We start from the raw sequence: 14,840 nt of genomic DNA, 5'->3' as shown, positions 1-14,840 counted from the left end.
AGGACGCTTCAGGCCGTTACCTCGACTACCGCCGTCAGGAAGCTGGCAAGGTCGTCGGTGACGAAATCGACGTCATCCTCGTTGGCTGGATCGCGCTCCCAGATCTCGGAAAAGGTCGGTTCGAAATTGCGCGGCACGACAAGCACCGTGGTCATGCCCAGCGACTTCGGCACCGAAAGGTTGCGGGCAAGGTCTTCGAACATCACTGCATTGTGGCCAATAACGGAGTGGAGTTCGGCGAACTTCTCATAGGTCTGGCGCGCCGGCTTGGGATTGAGCCCTGCGGCGACGATATCGAAGATAGCGTCGAAATGTTCGAGAATGCCGAGCTGGCGCGCGGTGCGTTCGGCATGCCTGCGGTCGCCATTGGTGAAGATGAACTTGCGGCCCGGAAGCTGGCGGATGGCCGTGCCGAGGACGGGATCGGGCACTAGCCATGAGTAATCGATGTCATGGACCTTCTCGAGGAAATCGTCGGGGTCGATGCCGTGGCGCGTCATCAGCCCGTTCAGCGTCGTGCCATATTCGCGGTAGAGCTCCTTCTGCAATTTGCGCGCGTCGTCGCGCGGCAGCGCCAGGAGTTCGCCGACATAGGCGGTCATCTTGACGTCGATCTGAGAGAACAGATTCGAATGATGCGGATAGAGCGTGTTGTCGAGGTCGAACACCCAATCGGTGACATGGGCGAAGCGGGCGGGGTCAGGGAGCGTGGTCATCTGCTCCTTATGGCATGAAACGGGCGGCCTGAAAGAGACTTTATCCACCTTCTACTCGCTATGATTGCAGAAATGACCTCACCGTTCAAATTTTAGTCATCCGGGAAAGGTGCCCTTCAGGGCTTGCTGGCACAGAGACAGTCTTGTGGGAGCAAGCGATGAACAGCATAATTCTGAGATCCGCCGTCGTCGCTTTCGCGTCTGTCGCGGCATCGCTCGTTTTGACGCTGATCATCGTTCCGGCGATGGGATTTCCGGTCAACCGCACGATCTGGCTGACCTCAACGCTCTGTCCGCTGGTGCTGACATGGGCCGCCAGCGCAAGTACTTTCTGGCAAAGCGACAGGCTGAAAAACGCGCATCGCGACCTCGCTCGCGCGCATGCCCAACTCGCTGCCGCGCATCGCCGCCTGGCGGAAAAGGCAAGCCGCGACGACATGACCGGCATGCTCAACCGGGAAAGCTTCTTTGCCGCGCTGGAGGGTTCGCGCCGCAAGTCCGATCGCGGCGCGCTACTGATCATCGACGCTGACCACTTCAAGAGGATCAACGACAATTTTGGCCACCTGACCGGCGATGACGCGCTGCGTTTGATCGCCAGCGCGATTCAGCGCGGCGTGCGCAGCGGCGATGTGCTCGGCCGCATCGGCGGCGAGGAGTTCGGCGCCTTCCTGACCGGCGCCACCGAGCAGGAGGCCAAGCGCGTCGCCGAGCGCATTCGCCGCGAAGTCGAGCTGATCCGCTTCCGGCCCGTCGACGAGCGGACCATTCCACTCACCGTCAGCATCGGCGGCACCGTCTGCGGCGAAGATATGAGCGTGTCGGACCTGATGCGCGCCGCCGACCGGCGCCTCTACCAGGCCAAGCATCAGGGCCGCAACCTGACGATCCTCGGCACGGACATTTCCGAAGCGGCCTGATCAAGGCGCTGATGCGGGCGCCGGCAGATGCAGGGCATGGCTCAAAGGCCGTAGACGGCGATGCGCACCAGCACCGCGGCTGCGGCCAGCGAGACCGACTGAGGCGTCAGACCGTCGCCGGGTCGAGTGCCGGCTGGCCCTTGCGGCGGGCGACTATCGCCTCGAAGTCGGCGGTCCGGAAGGCATCGCGCAAGGCGTCAAACGACGGCAGCACGAAATAGACGCGCTGGAACTTGTCGATCTCGTAGCCGGTCCGCATCACCGTCTCCAGGTGGAAAGGCGCGTGGTGGGCATCCTTGCCGTCGACGGCGAACTGCAATTCCGTGAACGAGGACATCAGGCCGGCGCCAAAGGCCTTCAGCGGCTGGCCGGCCTCCTGCATCAGGCCGTATTCTGCCGTATACCAGTAGAGCCTGGTGATCATCTCGTCGCCGCCCAGCGCAATGATGTCGCCGGCCTTGCGGCCATACATTTGCATGAAATCGGCAAACACCGGCTGCGACAACACCGGGACGTGGCCGAAGAAGTCATGGAACATGTCCGGCTCGACGATGTAGTCGAGCTCCTGCCTGGTCCGTAGCCAGTTGGTGACCGGGAATCGGCGATTGGCGAGATGGTCGAAGAAGGGAGCCGCGGGAATGAGACCTGGCACGGCAACGATCTCCCAGCCGGTCAGCTTGCGCAGCTTGGCGCTGACCTCGTCGAAATCAGGGATGCGGTCGAGCAGGCCGAGCTTCTCGACGCCGTCTAGATAGGAGTGGTGTGCGAGCTTGCGCGTCAGTTCGGTCTGGCGGTCGCACAGCGTGCGCCACACTGCCTGCTCTTCGTCGCTGTAGTCGTAACCCTGCGCCACGGTGAAATCGGCACGGCAGACCGAATAGTTGCCGCGCAACCCTTGCGCCGCGCAATCGCGGGCGTATTCCGCAACTGTCATCGTCGTCATGACTTTTTCTCCTCACAGATCATGGATGGCTGACGTGTTAAAGATAACCGGATTTGCCGAGGCAAATCGGTTTTGATGATGGCTCAACGAGAGAAATCGAGGTAAGATTTACTCAGAAGCCCTTTTGGAGGAGTGAAGATGCCTCAATTCGATGATTTCGAGATCAGGATGCTCGATGTCCTGCAGCGCGACGGGCGTAAGCCTGTCTCCGAGCTGGCACAAGAGATCGGCCTGTCGACGACGCCTTGCGCACGGCGTTTCGAGGCGCTGCAGGAGACCGGTATCATCAAGGGTTTTGCCGCGGTGATCAGCCGCCGCGCGGTCGGGCTGATGGTCGAGGTGTTCATCCAGGTGCGCCTTGTCAGCCACAGCGACGGCTCGCCCGAAAGTTTCATCGCCGCGGTCCAGCGCATGGACGAGGTGTCTGCGTGCTGGACAATGACCGGCGACCACGATTTCCTGCTGCATGTCATGGTGCCATCGGTCGACGAGCTCAACGCCTTCGTCATGCACCGGCTGATGCGGCTCGACGGCGTGCGCGACGTTCATACCCAACTCGTGCTGCAGAACATCAAGGGGCCTGGCCACGTGCCGCTCGCCCACCTGAGGCGATGACAATGCCTGCCTTCAGTATTCCTGCGGGAAAGCTGCACGCAAACTGCTGAAGCGGGCCAAGCCCGTGTCCACATCGCCGGCCAGCTTGCGCGGACCAACAGCCGGAGGTCCGCCATGAACATCGTCCTGATCAATCCGCCGCACACCGCCATCGGCAGTCGCGTGCCCGACGACCACCTGCCGCCGCTCGGCGTTTTGGCGCTCGGCGGCCCGCTGATCGATGCCGGCCATGAGGTGCGCCTTGTCGACGCCGAATTCGGACCGATGCCACTTGATATCGTCGTGCGCAACGCGCTCACGGATCGCCCCGACTTCGTCCTGATCGGCCATTCCGGCTCGACCTCGGCGCACCCGACCGCCCTGCTACTCGCCAAGATGATCAAGCAGCGCGAGCCGGCGACCATCATCATCTATGGCGGCGTTTTTCCGACCTATCACTGGCGTGACATACTGGCTGAAACGGACGTCTTCGACTTCGTCGTGCGCGGCGAGGGCGAGGCGACCGTGGTGGCGCTGGTCGAGGCGCTTGAAATGCACCAGCCGCCGGGGAGCGTGGCCGGCATCGCTTATCGCGACGATCTGCGCCGTCCCTTCGCCACGCAGCCGGCCATGACCATCGCAGAACTCGACGCCTACCGTGTCGGCTGGGAGCTGATCGATCACGGGCGCTACAGCTATTGGGGCGGCAAGCGTGCCGTGGTCATGCAGTTTTCGCGCGGCTGCCCGCATCTGTGCAACTATTGCGGCCAGCGCGGCTTCTGGACCCGCTGGCGGCATCGCGACCCGGTTAAATTCGCGCAAGAAATAGCATTGTTGCACCGCGAGCATGGCGTTGAACTGATCAATCTCGCCGACGAGAACCCGACGGTATCGAAGAAGGCCTGGCGCGCCTTTCTCGATGCCCTGATTATCGAGAATGTGCCGGTGCTGATCGTCGGCTCGACCCGCGCCGACGACATCGTGCGCGACGCTGACATCCTGCACCTCTATCGCAAGGCAGGTGTCATCCGCTGGCTGCTCGGCATGGAAAATACCGACGAGCAGACGCTTCAATTGATCCGCAAGGGCGGCAGCACCTCATCCGACCGCGAGGCGATAAGGCTGCTGCGCCTCAACGGCATACTGTCGATGGCGACCTGGGTAGCCGGCTTCGAGGATGAGGGGTTTCGCGACCTGTGGCGCGGCTTTCGCCAGTTGATCGCCTACGACCCGGACCAGATCCAGGCGCTTTATGTGACGCCGCATCGCTGGACGCCGTTCTTCAGGATCGCGCGGAGCCGCAAGGTGATCCAGAAGGATGCCCGGCTGTGGGACTACAAGCACCAGGTGCTGCAGATGACGCGGCTGAAGCCGTGGATGCTGTTCTTCAGCGTCAAGCTGATCGAGCTGGCGGTGCAGTCGCGGCCGAAGGCGCTGGCCCGCATCCTGTTCCATAGGGATCCCGAGCAGCGGCACTCGATGCGCTGGTATATCCAGATGGGCCGGCGCGTCTGGTTCCGCGAGGTCTGGGGTTTTCTGGTCCGCGACATCAGGGTGAAGGACGGCCCGACGCTTGCCGAATTCTGGGGCGCTCCGCAGGACACGGAAGAGGAGTCCATGGTTGTCCAACGCCTAAAGCGAAAGCTGACGTCGCCCGAGATTACGATTTCACCCCGCGCGTGACAGCTCTTGGCAATCTCATAGAAACATGCGCGACGTATTCACATTGACATACGCGCCGTATGTTCCCACATCCGGCATACGGGACGTATGTCAACAACCGTCCCGGATGTTGGAGTGCAGCGATCCAAAACCCTGAAGCCCTGCGGATAGCTCTCGCCTTCTCGGCGAAGCCACGTCGCGATCATCAGGAGGTCGGACCTGCCTTATCTAGATGGAGTGAAACTATGACCAAACGCGACGCGATCTTTCCGGCCGGCCGGCAGGCTCTCTACGAGATCAACCGTTATTCGGCGGCGATCCGTTCGGGCGACCTTCTGTTCGTCTCCGGCCAGGTCGGCAGCCGCGAAGACGGGTCGCCCGAGCCGGTCTTCGAAAAGCAGGTCCAGCTTGCCTTCGATAATCTCGCAGCCGTGCTGAAAGCCGCCGGTGGCACGTTCGACGACATTGTCGACGTCACCACATTCCACACCGATCCGGCCGCGCAGTGGGAGGCGATCGACGCGGTTCGAAAGAAGGTATTCGGCGAACCGCCTTACACGAACTGGACCGCAGTGGGCGTGAACTGGCTGGCGGGCTTCGACTTCGAGATAAAGGTCATTGCACGCCTTCCTCAGGCCGCTTGATCGATCGGCGGCAGACCGATCGACAGATCGGCCGCCGCTCAGGGCACGATCAGCGTGCCGGCGCCGTGTTCGGTGAACAGCTCGAGCAGCACCGAATGCGGCGTCTTGCCGTTGAGGATGACGACGCCTTCGACGCCGCGCTCGATCGCTTCGATGCAGGTTTCGACCTTGGGGATCATCCCGCCCGAGACCGTGCCGTCCTTGATCAGCGCCTTGGCCTCGGCAACTGTCAACTCATCGATCAGGTTTTTGTCCTTGTCGAGCACGCCCGGCACATCGGTGAGGAACAGCAGGCGTGTCGCCTGGCAGGCTCCGGCAATGGCGCCGGCGAAAGTATCGGCATTGATGTTGTAGGTGTGGCCGTCGCGGCCGGGCGCCACCGGCGCCAGCACCGGGATCATTTCGGAGCGCGCCAGAAGATCGAGCAAGGTGCGGTCGACCTCGACCGGCTCGCCGACAAAGCCGAGATCGAGCACGCGCTCGATATTGGAGTCAGGGTCGATCATCGTCTTGCGGGCCTTTTCGGCGAAAACCATGTTGCCGTCCTTGCCGCACAGGCCGATCGCCCATTCGCCCTCGGCGTTGATCAGGGCGACGATCTCCTTGTTGATCGAACCGGCCAATACCATCTCGACGATCTCGACCGTCTTCTGGTCGGTGACGCGCAGGCCGCCCTCGAACTTGGATTCGATGCCCATCTTGGCCAGCATGGCGCCGATCTGCGGGCCGCCGCCATGGACGACGATCGGGTTGACGCCGGATTGTTTCAAGAGCGCGATATCGCGGGCGAACGCCTTGCCGAGTTCGATATTGCCCATGGCGTGGCCGCCATATTTCACCACGACCGTCTTGTTCTCGTAGCGCTGCATGTAGGGCAGCGCCCGCGACAGCAGGGCTGCCTGCATTTCGGCGGTGGCGGCGATGTCCGTCATCGGCTTGGTTCCCTGGAGATCGGTAAAGACGGCGGCGTCTTAGCGGGAATTGGCGCCACCCGCAAATGGCTTTGCTGTCATATTCCAGCGCCTCACGACCTCGTCATCATGACGGCACCTTCAGCGGCGCCCTGCGGCCCAGCCAGCCCGAGATCTTTTCCATCTGCGCGGCGAGCGACAGCAGCGTCTCCTCGTCGCCCGGGCGGCCCGCCGCCTGGATGCCGAGCGGCAGGCCGGTATCGGTGACATGGACCGGCAGTGCGATGGACGGCTGGCCGCTGACATTCTGGATCGCCGGCCAATGGGTGAACCAGAGGCTCTTGTCCATCAACTGGCCGAAGAACGGTTTCAGCTTCAGCAAGGGCGTCAGGTGAAACTTGTCGAGCAGGTTCTCAATGAACTCGTCGGTGCCTTTCGGATCCATGGTGCCGCAGGCGAGCGGCGGATGGGCAATGATCGGCATCAGTACGGCGTCATACCGAGCAGTCTCCGCGATCAGCTGCCGCGAGGCGGCATGCAACCGCTGCAGGTCGGCATAGGTCTCGCCGGCCGACAGCATCTCGCCCAACCTGCCGAGCACCCGGGTGGCCCGCTCGACGTCGCCCATAACGGAACGGCCGACACGCAGCGCCTCCGCCCGCATCGTGCCGGCGACGGCCGAGGCAACCGTCCTGCAGAAGCCGGCGAGGAAATCTCGACCTATGAAGGGCAGGTCGATCTCCTCGACGGTGTGGCCACCCTCGCGGGCAAGCGCCACCGCCGTGTCGAGCGCCTTGAGCGTCTCATCCGAGATCGGCAGGCCAAGCGGCGACTTGCGGTACACGGCCAGCCTGAGCTTGCCGGGATCGCGCGCAGCGGCCGCCGTGAACGTGCCTTTCGGCGGCGGCGCGGCATAGGGCGACAAAAGGTCGGGTCCGTGGGTGAGATCGAGCAGCAACGCGCAATCGCGCACCGAACGGGTGAGCGCATGGTCGACCACCATGCCGTACCAGCTTTCGCTCACCAGGGGCGTCAGCGGTGTGCGGCCGCGCGACGTCTTCAGGCCGACAAGCCCGGTGCAGGCGGCGGGCACGCGGATCGAGCCGCCGCCATCCGAGGCGTGCGCCACCGGCACGACGCCGGCGGCGACCAGTGCCGCCGCACCGCCCGACGAGCCACCACTGGTATGGCCGGTGTTCCACGGATTGCAGGTGATGCCAAAGGCTTTGGACTCGGTCATCAACCGCAGCCCGTGTTCCGGCGACGTCGAGGTGACGATCGGAATGAGCCCGGCGGCAAGATAGCGGTCGGTGAGCGCCGAATCGACGTCGGCCAGCCATGCCGGAATGCGGCTGCCGCCATGCGTCGACACGCCCTTGATGGCGATGCCGAGATCCTTGATGGCGAACGGGACGCCGGCCAGCGGCAGCGAGCGGTCGACGATCCTTGCGCGGGCGCGGGCGGCATCATAGAGCGACACGGCCGTGGCGTTGATGTCGGGACGGGTGGCCTCGGCGCGGGCAATCGCGGCCTCGGTCAACTCGACGGGCGAGACCTCGCCCTTGCGAATCAGATCGGCGAGGCCGGTTGCGTCTTGCGACCATAGTATCTGTTCAACCGACATGCGCGCTCCCCGTCCCTGCAGCAAGCTAGCCAGTGGCGACTACATTAGCAATCGACGGGCGGAGCCGGGCTGGCGACACGCAAAGCTAAGGCGTGCACAAGGTTTTCCGCCGTTGCAAATATATCGCAATCGCCTAATTTGCCTGCGATGACGCCGCAGGACATCACCAAGCTGATCGTCCGGACTTCGATGAAGGATCGGGCCGCGTTCGATCTGCTCTACCGGCAGACCAGCGCGAAACTTTTCGGCGTTTGTCTTCGTGTATTGAACGATCGGGGAGATGCGGAAGAAGCTCTACAGGAAGTCTTCGTCAAGATATGGACGAAGGCGGACCGTTTTGCCGTCTCCGACCTGAGCCCGATCTCCTGGTTGGTGGCGATCGCGCGCAATCATGCGATCGATCGCATCAGGGCGCGGCGCAAGCCTGCTGCCGACATCGATGCCGCACTCGACGTGGCCGATCCGGCGCCGGGGCCTGAAGCGATGGTGGTGGCGGGCGACGAATCCGAACGCATCCACCATTGCCTCGATGAATTGGAGAAGGACCGGGCGGCGGCAGTCCGGGGTGCTTATCTCAAGGGCGAAAGCTATGCCGAACTGGCGGAGCGCCACGGCGTGCCGCTGAACACGATGCGTACCTGGCTGCGCCGCAGCCTGCTGAAACTCAGAGAATGTCTGGAAAGATGACGCTGGCAGAAGACACAGGACCGGAACGTGGAGGCGACGACCTGCTCGCCGCCGAATACGTTCTCGGCGTGCTGGCTGCCGACGAACGCCAGATCGCGTCCCGCCGCATCGAAGCCGAGACCGACTTCGCCCGCCTTGTCGACGGCTGGGAGGTCAGTTTTTCGCCGCTGGCTGCCGCCTATCAGGACATCGAGCCGCCGGCTTCGGTCAAGCCGGCGATCGACCGCAGGCTGTTTGCGTCCGCCGGGGCCGTTGCCGTACCCGCTCAACCGCGCGGATTGTGGTCCAGCCTGACCTTCTGGCGCGGCCTCGCCGCGGCAGCGGTCGCCGCATTGGTGATCTACATCGCCGTGCCCATACTTAACCCGCCGGTCGAGCAACCGCAGGCGCGCCTCGTCGCCTCGCTGGCCGCCGAAGGCAGCGACGTCAAATATCTCGCCGTCTACGACGCCGCGCATCACGAGGTCGGCCTGTCGCACGTCTCCGGTGAGCGCGCCGCCGGCAAGGACTTCGAGCTGTGGATGATCGAAGGCAAGAACCCGCCGGTGTCGATGGGCGTCATTCCGGCAGGTGCTACGGCGCGCATCATCGTCTCGCCGGCGGCCCGGCAGAAGCTCGCCCAGGGCGCGGTGCTGGCCGTCAGCCTCGAGCCGTCAGGCGGTTCGCCGACCGGCCAGCCAACCGGCCCGGTGGTCGCCGCGGGCGATCTGAAGAGCATCTGACCGGCCCTTGCGTCTGCAAACTCAAAATAGATTACCTGAAGTCTATTATTCGCTGCACATGCCTCAGTGAGCATGTTCGTCGGCAAACCCGGCGGCATTCGAAAATGTATCTGGCCTGGGTTGGTAACTTAAAGAAATCACAATATTCCTGAAACTAGCGCATTTTTGTCCCGTATCTCCTCTCGTCCCAAAGATGGGAAGTGGAAAACCCGAGGAGTATTATATCATGCGCAGATTCGCCACCCTTTTGCTCGCCGGTACCATCGCCGTCTCCGCCCTTGCCACCGCCGCCTATGCCAAAAACCCGACGGTCGGCGGCGCCGCAATGTACGCCAACAAGAACATCGTCGAAAACGCCGTGAACTCGAAGGACCACACGACGCTCGTCGCCGCCGTGAAGGCCGCCGGCCTGGTCGAGACGCTGCAGGGCGCCGGTCCGTTCACGGTGTTCGCGCCGACCAACAAAGCCTTTGCGGCACTGCCGGCCGGCACGGTCGAGACGCTGCTCAAGCCCGAGAACAAGGACAAGCTCACCAAAATTCTGACCTGCCATGTCGTCGGTGCCAAGGCGATGAGGGCGGATGTAGCCTCGATGGCCAAGGCCGATGGCGGCACCCACAAGGTCAAGACTGTCGGCGGCTGCGAGCTGTCGCTCAAGGCCGAAGGCGGCAAGGTCGCCGTCACCGACGAGAACGGCAATGTCGCCCATGTGACGATCGCCGATGTCGAACAGTCCAACGGCGTCATTCACGTCATCGACAAGGTTCTTTTGCCCAAGATGTAACTTCTTTTGTCGAAGATGTAACAGGGGGCTTGCAGCCGACGAACTGGCTGCAAGAACCCTCCGTCGATTGCGTGATCCCGCTCCCGAGATCCGCAATCGACCCGCGCACTCCGCGGCGTCCACATTCAGATGTGGAACGGCGCGGGGGTGTTCGGTTGAGGGCCACCGTCACCGGCTTTTGATTTCCGCACGGCGGTATAGTTTGGCAAAGAGACGATAGGAGGAATTGGTCATGAACCGTCGCGACTTTCTTTTGAGCGGTGCCGCCGCCATTGGCGTCGCCGGGGCCGCGGCGACAGTGCTGCGCATGAGCAACCCGCAGGCGGCGCAGGCCGCCGAGAAGTTCGAAGTCACCAAGACCGACGCCGAATGGAAAGCCATCCTGTCGCCGGCTGCCTTCGACGTGCTGCGTAAGGGAGGCACGGAATATCCCGGTACGAGCCCATTGCTCAACGAACACCGCAAGGGCATCTTTGCCTGCGCCGGCTGCGACCTGCCGGTCTACCCGTCGGAGACGAAGTTTGAATCCGGCACCGGCTGGCCGAGCTTCTGGCAAGAGATCCCCAATGGCATCGGCAAAACCGTGGACAGGTCGCTCGGCATGACCCGCACCGAGGTGCATTGCCGCCGTTGCGGCGGCCATCTTGGCCACGTCTTCGACGATGGCCCGGCGCCGACCGGCCTGCGCCACTGCATCAACGGCGTGGCGCTTAGCTTCAAGCCCGCCACCGCCTGACAAGTTCCAAACTGGAAACGAAAAACTCCGGGCTTGGCAGCCCGGAGTTTTTTCGCGGTCAGAGCTTTTCGGGCGTCGACTGGAGGAGCTTCCCGAAACGCTGCCCACGCAACTTTGCTTGTCGCAATTCCTGATGGAAAAACCGCCTTACACTTTTCCTGGAATTGCTCCGGTATCAGTGCCCGCCACCGCCGCCGGCGGCGACCGGCTTGCGGATCAGCATGGTGAACAGCCCGAGCGTCGCAAACAGCACTGTCAGCATGAAGAACACGTCCATGAAGGACAGCAGTGACGCCTGCTGATGGACCATGCCCGACAGCTTGGAGATCGCGGCATTTGTCGCGTTCAGGCCGGGGGTCTGTTCGAAATTGAACGTCATGTTCTGCAGCTTGGACTGCGCGGCTTCACTGCCCCATTGCACATGCTCGGAAAGCCTTGCGAAGTGGAAGGCATTGCGGTCGATCAGCACCGTGTTGATCAGGGCGAGGCCGACGGCGCCACCAAGGTTGCGGGTGAGATTGAAGAGGCCGGACGCATTCTTCAACCGCTCCGGCGGCAGCGTGCCGAGCGCTATGTTGTTGATCGGCACCATGCACAGCATCATCGAACAGCCACGCAGGATCTGCGGGATGAGCAGCTCGTAGAAATCCCAATCGGCGGTCAGATGCGTCATCCACCAGGTGCCGGTGGCGAAGCCGAAGAAGCCGATCATCATCATCAGCCGCGGGTCGATCTTGTTCGACAGGATGCCCGAGATCGGCGCGGTGAAGAACATCGCCAGTCCGCTGACGAACAGCGCCTCGCCGATCATCATCGAATCGTAGCCGCGGATGCGCCCGAGGAATACCGGGTAGAGATAGGTCAGGCCGTAGAGGCCGATGCCGATGACGAAGGAAAACAGGGAGCCGAAGGCGAAATTGATGTTGGTGAAGGCCTTCAGGTCGACGATCGGCTCTTCGGCCGTGAACACGCGCCAGAAGAACAGCACCCCGCCAATGGTCATGACGATGGCGCAGATGAAGACGCCCTGGTCCTGCAGCCAGTCGTTGTTGGGTCCTTCCTCAAGCACATATTCCATGCAGCCCAGGAAGGCCGCCATGCCGGCGAGACCCCACCAGTCGAACTTGCTGAACAGCTTGAGATTGGGCTTGTCGAAGTCGATCAGCGTCCAGGCCGCCGTCGTCACCAGGATGCCGGGCACGACATTGACCAGGAACAGCCAATGCCAGGACATGGCATGGCTGATATAGCCGCCGACGGTCGGGCCGATGGTCGGCGCCAACGTTGCCACCAGGCCGATCATCGGCGACACGACGGCACGGCGCGACGGCGGGAAGATGGTGAAGGCGGCAGCGAAGACGCTCGGGATCATGCCGCCGCCGATGAAGCCCTGGACGGCGCGGTAGACGATCATCTGGTCGATGTTGGTGGCGGTCGCGGCAAGGGCGCTGGCAGCGGTAAAACCCGCCGCCGAAATCGTGAACAGCACGCGCGTCGACAGCATCCGGCTGAGGAAGCCCGACAGCGGGATCATCACCACCTCGGCGATCAGGTAGGCGGTCTGCACCCACGGGATTTCATCGGAACTGGCGCTCAGGCCGGCCTGGATCTCGGCCAGCGAGGCGGAGACGATCTGGATATCCAGGATGGCCATGAACATGCCGAACACCATCGCCAGGAAAGCGATGACGCGCCGTGTCGAGATGGTGTCGGGCGCAGCCGGCCTTGCCGGCGGTGCTCCTGCTGTCAGGGTTGCGGTTGCCATGGCATTGCTCCCCGGCGGCCGCTCAGTTCGACGCAGCCGCCGACGCCGACGCGGCGGGGGCGGTGCGGCTGTCGACGGCGACGACGACGCTGAGGCCGGCGCGCAGCTTGCCGCTCTTCAGCGCGTCGGCGGGCACGTCGATGCGGACCGGAACGCGCTGCACGACCTTGGTGAAGTTGCCGGTGGCGTTTTCGGGCGGCAGCAGCGAGAACACGGCACCGGAAGCCGGCGCCAGCGACGAGACGGTTCCCTCGAAGTCCTGGCCGTCGGTCGCATCGACCGAGATCTTGACCTTCTCACCGGGCACCAGCCGGGCAAGCTGCGTCTCCTTGAAGTTGGCGACGATGTAGAGCTTGTCCATCGGCACGATGACGGCAAGCTTCTGGCCGGGGCTGACGAGATCGCCCTGCTCCACGGAACGGTTGCCGACGACACCGTCATAAGGCGCCTTGAGCACGGTGAAGGAAAGATCCCGCAGGGCCTTGTCGTGGCTGAGCTGCAAGGATGCGAGCGTGCTTGCCGATTCGGCGCGCTGCGCCTGCAGCACGCCGATATTGGCCTGCGCCGCGGCGATCTGCGCGTCGGCGCCGACAAGGGCTGCGTCGGCCTGCTGGACTGCCGTCTGGGCGTCATCCAGTTGCGCCTGCGTGCCGACATGCGTCTTGAGCAGCTGCGAGGCGCGCGCCGCGACTTTGGCCGCATTGTCGGCGGAGGCCCGGTCGGCGACCTTCTGCGCCTGGGCCTGCTGCAACGAGGCGCGCGCCGCCTCGGTCTGGGCGTCGATACGGTCGAGCGTCTTGCTCAACGTGGCCATCTGCGCCTCGGCCTGGGCGACAGCTATTTTATAGTCGCCATCGTCAACGACGAGCAGTGGGTCGCCGGCTTTGACCAGCTGGTTCTCGCTGACCTTGACCTGATCGACATAGCCGGAAATCTTGGGCGATATGAACGCCATATCGGCCTGTACATAGGCGTCGTCCGTCGAGATCATGAAGCGGCCCGTGGTCCAGTAATCGTAACCATACCAGGCGCCGGCACCCAGCAAGGCAACGCCGATGACCGGCAGCAAAAAGGAGCGCACCGAGCGTTTCTTCTTGGCCGGAGCCTGTGTCGACGGCGGCGATACCGCGGGCTGGACGGGTATTTCAGGTGCTTCCGTCGCCGGCGCGACCTTGGCGTTGGGGAAGGGACGGACTTCGGCTGATGTTGGCGCGTTCGAGGACATGACATCTCTCTAATGTAATAGTACTGAACCGTTCGGTTCGATCAGGACGTTGACATAGCGCGTAAAGAGGACCATATCAAGTGCAATCGAACCGGATGGTTCGAATTATTTTCGAGGTGTGACCTTTATGGCCGAGACTCTGCGCAACGCCGAAACCGACCAGTGTGGCGATTTGCTGGACAGCTTGCGCCGTGGTCGCCCGGCGGCAGGGCAGGACCCGGTCAAGCGTAGCCAGATCATCGATGGCGCCCGGCGTGTCTTCATCGACAAGGGCTTCGAAGCGGCGTCGATGAACGACATCACCCGCGAGGCCGGTGTCTCCAAGGGCACGATCTATGTCTACTTCGCCAACAAGGAAGAGCTGTTCGAAGCGCTGATCGAGGAAGAGCGCGGCAGCATCTTCAAGAACATGTACGACATGCTGGAGAAATCCGACGACCTTCGCCAGACACTGGTGAAGTTCGGCAAGGTGCTGGCGCTCAAGATCACATCAGCCAAGGTCATCCAGGCACAGCGTACCGTGATCGGCGCATCCGACCGGATTCCCGACATGGGCGCGCGTTTTTACGAACGTGGACCCAAGCGCGGTCACGACAAGGTCGTGGCCTTTCTCAATGCTGCCATCGAGCGCGGCCTGTTGCGGATCGATGATGTCGATCTCGCCGCCTATCAGTTCACTGAACTGTGCCTGGCCAGTCTGTTCCGCCAGTGCATCTTCGCCTACCGAACCAAGGCCCCGTCGCAGGACGAGATCGACCACATCGTCACGTCAGGCGTCAGCATGTTCCTGAAGGCTTACGGCACCGAAAGGCTCGTGGCGGAAGAAAGCCATCAAACGATTGCCATCGAGGCCAAGCCTTAGCTTTTTGTTTCCGCGCAATTCCTAAGGGAAGGCCCTATGCGCTTT

The 14,840-nt window shown here is 62.9% G+C and carries 15 protein-coding genes; 9 read left to right on the top strand and 6 right to left on the bottom strand.

Going from position 1 to position 14,840, the window contains the following annotated elements:
• Positions 1 to 8: 8 nt before the first annotated feature.
• The gene (locus tag NKJ90_RS12145) at positions 9 to 716 is read right to left on the bottom strand and encodes a pyrimidine 5'-nucleotidase (protein ID WP_023761376.1); all 708 of its coding nucleotides are present in this window, start codon (positions 714 to 716) and stop codon (positions 9 to 11) included.
• 158 nt (positions 717 to 874) lie between these two features.
• Here NKJ90_RS12145 and NKJ90_RS12140 point away from each other — a divergent pair, with 158 nt between their 5' ends.
• Positions 875 to 1,636 (top strand): GGDEF domain-containing protein, encoded by a 762-nt coding sequence (locus tag NKJ90_RS12140; RefSeq protein WP_023761375.1) that lies wholly within the window; start codon positions 875 to 877, stop codon positions 1,634 to 1,636.
• A gap of 106 nt (positions 1,637 to 1,742) precedes the next feature.
• On the opposite strand, the gene phhA is transcribed toward NKJ90_RS12140, so the two are convergent.
• A complete protein-coding gene (phhA, locus tag NKJ90_RS12135) occupies positions 1,743 to 2,579 on the bottom strand; it encodes a phenylalanine 4-monooxygenase (RefSeq protein WP_023761374.1) in 837 nt (278 codons plus the stop codon).
• 138 nt (positions 2,580 to 2,717) lie between these two features.
• Here phhA and NKJ90_RS12130 point away from each other — a divergent pair, with 138 nt between their 5' ends.
• From NKJ90_RS12130 to NKJ90_RS12120, 3 genes are all read left to right on the top strand, one after another.
• A complete protein-coding gene (locus NKJ90_RS12130) occupies positions 2,718 to 3,194 on the top strand; it encodes an Lrp/AsnC family transcriptional regulator (RefSeq protein WP_352486123.1) in 477 nt (158 codons plus the stop codon).
• Between the two features lie 114 nt (positions 3,195 to 3,308).
• Positions 3,309 to 4,856 carry a magnesium-protoporphyrin IX monomethyl ester anaerobic oxidative cyclase gene (bchE, locus tag NKJ90_RS12125; protein ID WP_352486122.1) on the top strand — a complete coding sequence of 516 codons (1,548 nt, stop codon included), beginning with the start codon at positions 3,309 to 3,311 and terminating at the stop codon, positions 4,854 to 4,856.
• A 224-nt stretch (positions 4,857 to 5,080) separates the two neighbouring features.
• Positions 5,081 to 5,479 carry a RidA family protein gene (locus tag NKJ90_RS12120; RefSeq protein ID WP_023761371.1) on the top strand — a complete coding sequence of 133 codons (399 nt, stop codon included), beginning with the start codon at positions 5,081 to 5,083 and terminating at the stop codon, positions 5,477 to 5,479.
• A 38-nt stretch (positions 5,480 to 5,517) separates the two neighbouring features.
• On the opposite strand, the gene argB is transcribed toward NKJ90_RS12120, so the two are convergent.
• Together argB and NKJ90_RS12110 are read right to left on the bottom strand one after the other, a co-directional pair.
• Complete coding sequence (gene argB / locus NKJ90_RS12115) at positions 5,518 to 6,411, bottom strand: acetylglutamate kinase (protein ID WP_023761370.1); 894 nt, start codon at positions 6,409 to 6,411, stop codon at positions 5,518 to 5,520.
• A 106-nt stretch (positions 6,412 to 6,517) separates the two neighbouring features.
• Complete coding sequence (locus NKJ90_RS12110; protein WP_023761369.1) at positions 6,518 to 8,014, bottom strand: amidase; 1,497 nt, start codon at positions 8,012 to 8,014, stop codon at positions 6,518 to 6,520.
• A gap of 147 nt (positions 8,015 to 8,161) precedes the next feature.
• On the opposite strand from NKJ90_RS12110, the gene NKJ90_RS12105 reads away from it, so the two are divergent.
• From NKJ90_RS12105 to msrB, 4 genes are all read left to right on the top strand, one after another.
• Entirely contained in the window at positions 8,162 to 8,701 is a 540-nt protein-coding gene (locus NKJ90_RS12105; RefSeq protein ID WP_023761368.1) for a sigma-70 family RNA polymerase sigma factor, read from the top strand.
• Positions 8,698 to 9,423 (top strand): anti-sigma factor, encoded by a 726-nt coding sequence (locus NKJ90_RS12100; RefSeq protein ID WP_023761367.1) that lies wholly within the window; start codon positions 8,698 to 8,700, stop codon positions 9,421 to 9,423. The genes NKJ90_RS12105 and NKJ90_RS12100 overlap by 4 nt, the downstream gene beginning before the upstream one ends.
• Positions 9,424 to 9,649: 226 nt before the next feature.
• On the top strand, positions 9,650 to 10,207 hold the full coding sequence (locus NKJ90_RS12095) for a fasciclin domain-containing protein (RefSeq protein ID WP_023761366.1): 558 nt from the start codon (positions 9,650 to 9,652) through the stop codon (positions 10,205 to 10,207).
• A 232-nt stretch (positions 10,208 to 10,439) separates the two neighbouring features.
• Positions 10,440 to 10,943, top strand: coding sequence for a peptide-methionine (R)-S-oxide reductase MsrB (gene msrB / locus NKJ90_RS12090; protein ID WP_023761365.1), 504 nt, complete (start codon positions 10,440 to 10,442; stop codon positions 10,941 to 10,943).
• A gap of 175 nt (positions 10,944 to 11,118) precedes the next feature.
• On the opposite strand, the gene NKJ90_RS12085 is transcribed toward msrB, so the two are convergent.
• Positions 11,119 to 12,708 (bottom strand): DHA2 family efflux MFS transporter permease subunit, encoded by a 1,590-nt coding sequence (locus tag NKJ90_RS12085; protein ID WP_023761364.1) that lies wholly within the window; start codon positions 12,706 to 12,708, stop codon positions 11,119 to 11,121.
• A gap of 22 nt (positions 12,709 to 12,730) precedes the next feature.
• The gene (locus NKJ90_RS12080) at positions 12,731 to 13,933 is read right to left on the bottom strand and encodes an HlyD family secretion protein (RefSeq protein WP_023761363.1); all 1,203 of its coding nucleotides are present in this window, start codon (positions 13,931 to 13,933) and stop codon (positions 12,731 to 12,733) included.
• Between the two features lie 127 nt (positions 13,934 to 14,060).
• Between NKJ90_RS12080 and NKJ90_RS12075 the strand changes: the two genes are divergently transcribed.
• On the top strand, positions 14,061 to 14,795 hold the full coding sequence (locus NKJ90_RS12075; RefSeq protein WP_023761362.1) for a TetR/AcrR family transcriptional regulator: 735 nt from the start codon (positions 14,061 to 14,063) through the stop codon (positions 14,793 to 14,795).
• Positions 14,796 to 14,840 lie beyond the last annotated feature (45 nt).

This window comes from Mesorhizobium sp. M0051 (assembly GCF_040323235.1).
In the GTDB taxonomy this organism is placed as follows: domain Bacteria; phylum Pseudomonadota; class Alphaproteobacteria; order Rhizobiales; family Rhizobiaceae; genus Mesorhizobium.
Note: the sequence above shows the minus strand (reverse complement) of the source record. Positions and strands in the feature narration are given on the sequence as shown.

Excerpts from the sequence above, each read along its gene's own strand:
- NKJ90_RS12145 (WP_023761376.1), bottom strand. The coding sequence starts at position 716 with ATGACCACGCTCCCTGACCCCGCCCGCTTCGCCCATGTCACCGATTGG.
- NKJ90_RS12140 (WP_023761375.1), top strand. The coding sequence starts at position 875 with ATGAACAGCATAATTCTGAGATCCGCCGTCGTCGCTTTCGCGTCTGTC.
- phhA (WP_023761374.1), bottom strand. The coding sequence starts at position 2,579 with ATGACGACGATGACAGTTGCGGAATACGCCCGCGATTGCGCGGCGCAA.
- NKJ90_RS12130 (WP_352486123.1), top strand. The coding sequence starts at position 2,718 with ATGCCTCAATTCGATGATTTCGAGATCAGGATGCTCGATGTCCTGCAG.
- bchE (WP_352486122.1), top strand. The coding sequence starts at position 3,309 with ATGAACATCGTCCTGATCAATCCGCCGCACACCGCCATCGGCAGTCGC.
- NKJ90_RS12120 (WP_023761371.1), top strand. The coding sequence starts at position 5,081 with ATGACCAAACGCGACGCGATCTTTCCGGCCGGCCGGCAGGCTCTCTAC.
- argB (WP_023761370.1), bottom strand. The coding sequence starts at position 6,411 with ATGACGGACATCGCCGCCACCGCCGAAATGCAGGCAGCCCTGCTGTCG.
- NKJ90_RS12110 (WP_023761369.1), bottom strand. The coding sequence starts at position 8,014 with ATGTCGGTTGAACAGATACTATGGTCGCAAGACGCAACCGGCCTCGCC.
- NKJ90_RS12105 (WP_023761368.1), top strand. The coding sequence starts at position 8,162 with ATGACGCCGCAGGACATCACCAAGCTGATCGTCCGGACTTCGATGAAG.
- NKJ90_RS12100 (WP_023761367.1), top strand. The coding sequence starts at position 8,698 with ATGACGCTGGCAGAAGACACAGGACCGGAACGTGGAGGCGACGACCTG.
- NKJ90_RS12095 (WP_023761366.1), top strand. The coding sequence starts at position 9,650 with ATGCGCAGATTCGCCACCCTTTTGCTCGCCGGTACCATCGCCGTCTCC.
- msrB (WP_023761365.1), top strand. The coding sequence starts at position 10,440 with ATGAACCGTCGCGACTTTCTTTTGAGCGGTGCCGCCGCCATTGGCGTC.
- NKJ90_RS12085 (WP_023761364.1), bottom strand. The coding sequence starts at position 12,708 with ATGGCAACCGCAACCCTGACAGCAGGAGCACCGCCGGCAAGGCCGGCT.
- NKJ90_RS12080 (WP_023761363.1), bottom strand. The coding sequence starts at position 13,933 with ATGTCCTCGAACGCGCCAACATCAGCCGAAGTCCGTCCCTTCCCCAAC.
- NKJ90_RS12075 (WP_023761362.1), top strand. The coding sequence starts at position 14,061 with ATGGCCGAGACTCTGCGCAACGCCGAAACCGACCAGTGTGGCGATTTG.